Origin of the sequence: Bradyrhizobium sp. (assembly GCF_016462955.1) — a bacterium.
In the GTDB taxonomy this organism is placed as follows: Bacteria; Pseudomonadota; Alphaproteobacteria; order Rhizobiales; family Xanthobacteraceae; genus Bradyrhizobium.
In genome coordinates, this window is record NZ_JAEMSD010000599.1 from 1,830 (window position 1) to 3,717 (window position 1,888).

The window sequence follows — 1,888 nt, forward strand, 5'->3', positions numbered from 1 at the left end:
GATCGGCGCTTCGGCCTCGGTGTCGGGCGCGATGGCCGCCGCAATCCGGTTCGCCTTCGTCCGCGGCAGCTTCCTGTCGTTCAACCGATCCGATGCCGATACCGCCGCGAGGGTTCCGGCGCTGCCGCTGTCGCGCGCGCTGCGCGACGGGCGGGTGCTCGGCTTTCTCGCAGTGTGGTTCGGCGTCAACATCATCTTCGGTGTCGGCGCGATCGGGGTCGACGCCGAAACCACGAGCGTCGCCTGGCAGGCCCATATCGGCGGCTTCTTCGCAGGGCTGCTGCTGTTCGCGCTTTTCGATCCCGTGCCGCGCGTGCGGCGCGATGCTGCGGATGCGTGATCACGAGACATTTCGCACCGTATTCTAAGCGGCGCTTGCGGCGCGGCCTGAATTCATCCATCATTCGTGGAAAAGAATGTTCCGAAGCGACACGCCCTTGGCGGCGATGCTCGCCAAAGCGCACGAGCGTGAAACCGGCGCTGAAACTGTTAGTTGAAGACTCGACGAACAAGTCCGGACTGCCACAGGCGGAACGGCTCCGATTCAGGGAGGCGACAATGACGGTACGCTCCATTCTCAACACCAAGGGCCACCAGATCATGAGCGTCGAGCCCGACGTCAGGCTGGAGGCCGCAATCAGGCTGCTCGGTGAGAAGAAGATCGGCGCAGTGCTGGTGATGAACCAGAGCCGGCTCGAGGGCATCCTGTCGGAGCGCGACATTGTGCGCGTGCTCGCCGAGCGCGGTGCCGGCGCGCTGGAGACCCCGGTCTCCGAGGTGATGACCCGGAAGGTCGTGACCTGCAAGGAGACCGACACCGTGGCCGAGCTCATGGAAATGATGACGACCGGCAAGTTCCGTCATCTGCCCGTGGTCGACAACGGCAAGGTGGTTGGCCTGATCTCGATCGGCGACATCGTCAAGCGCCGCGTCCAGGAATACGAGTCGGAGCAGGAAGCCCTGCGGGACTATATCAAGACCGCCTGACGGACGTCATTCCTGCGCCGTCGGCGCTGCGCCTTCCGGCGGCGGCGCCAGCACGTGGATCGCTTCCTGGATCGAGTCCAAGGCACGCTCTGCGGCGCGCACGCCGTGCGCGATCAAATCCTCGGCACGGTGGAAGTCGAACCAGCCGAACTGACCGACTCGCGGCGTGATCAGCAGGTCGGGCGGATCGCCCGCGAGGCGGGCGCGAGTGATGCGGTCCTGCATGATGTTGAAGGCATCCACCATCACCGAGGAGATGCCGGGCCGACCGTTGCCGCCGAAGAACTCGCGCTTCATCGTCTTCTCGGGCGAGAACAGCCGCGGGAAGCGCCGCTTGGCCGCCGGCTCCTCGGCCTCCGGCACGACCGGGCTGGGCGCTGCGCCGTGCGAATAGATCGTGGTGGAATGGGTGAAGATGTCGCTGGAAAGATTTGCGGCGATGACGATTTCGGCGCCGAGCGCGCGAGCGGCCGAAACCGGCACCGGATTCACCAGCGCGCCGTCGACCAGCCAGCGGTCGCCGATCAGCACGGGCGCGAAGATGCCGGGCAGGGCGTAGGACGCGCGCATGGCATCGACCACGCGGCCCCGCGTCAGCCAAATCTCGTGCCCGGTGCGGACTTCGGTTGCGACGCTCGCGAACTTGATGGGAAGGTCCTCGATCAGGATCTGCCCGATCGCGTCCTCGAGCCGGGTCGCGAGCTTCTCGCCGCCGAGCAGGCCGGAGCCGTTGAGGCGGATATCGAGATAGCCGAGGATATTGCGCATCCCTTGCAGGCTGCGCCCCCATTCTTCGAACGTATCGAGCGGGCCGGCCGCATGAAGGCCGCCGACCACGGCGCCGATCGAGGTACCGACCACGACGTCGGGCACGATGCCGTTTGCGAGCAGGGTCCTGATG

The 1,888-nt window shown here is 66.0% G+C and carries 3 protein-coding genes; 2 read left to right on the top strand and 1 reads right to left on the bottom strand.

What is annotated here, in order from left to right:
• A partial coding sequence (locus JHD07_RS35230) for a rhomboid family intramembrane serine protease (protein ID WP_291630569.1) occupies positions 1-340 on the top strand: 340 nt, incomplete at its 5' end.
• Between the two features lie 218 nt (positions 341-558).
• Positions 559-987 (top strand): CBS domain-containing protein, encoded by a 429-nt coding sequence (locus JHD07_RS35235; RefSeq protein WP_291630571.1) that lies wholly within the window; start codon positions 559-561, stop codon positions 985-987.
• A 6-nt stretch (positions 988-993) separates the two neighbouring features.
• On the opposite strand, the gene JHD07_RS35240 is transcribed toward JHD07_RS35235, so the two are convergent.
• Positions 994-1,888: patatin-like phospholipase family protein (locus tag JHD07_RS35240; protein WP_291630574.1), on the bottom strand; the 895-nt coding region annotated here is incomplete at its 5' end.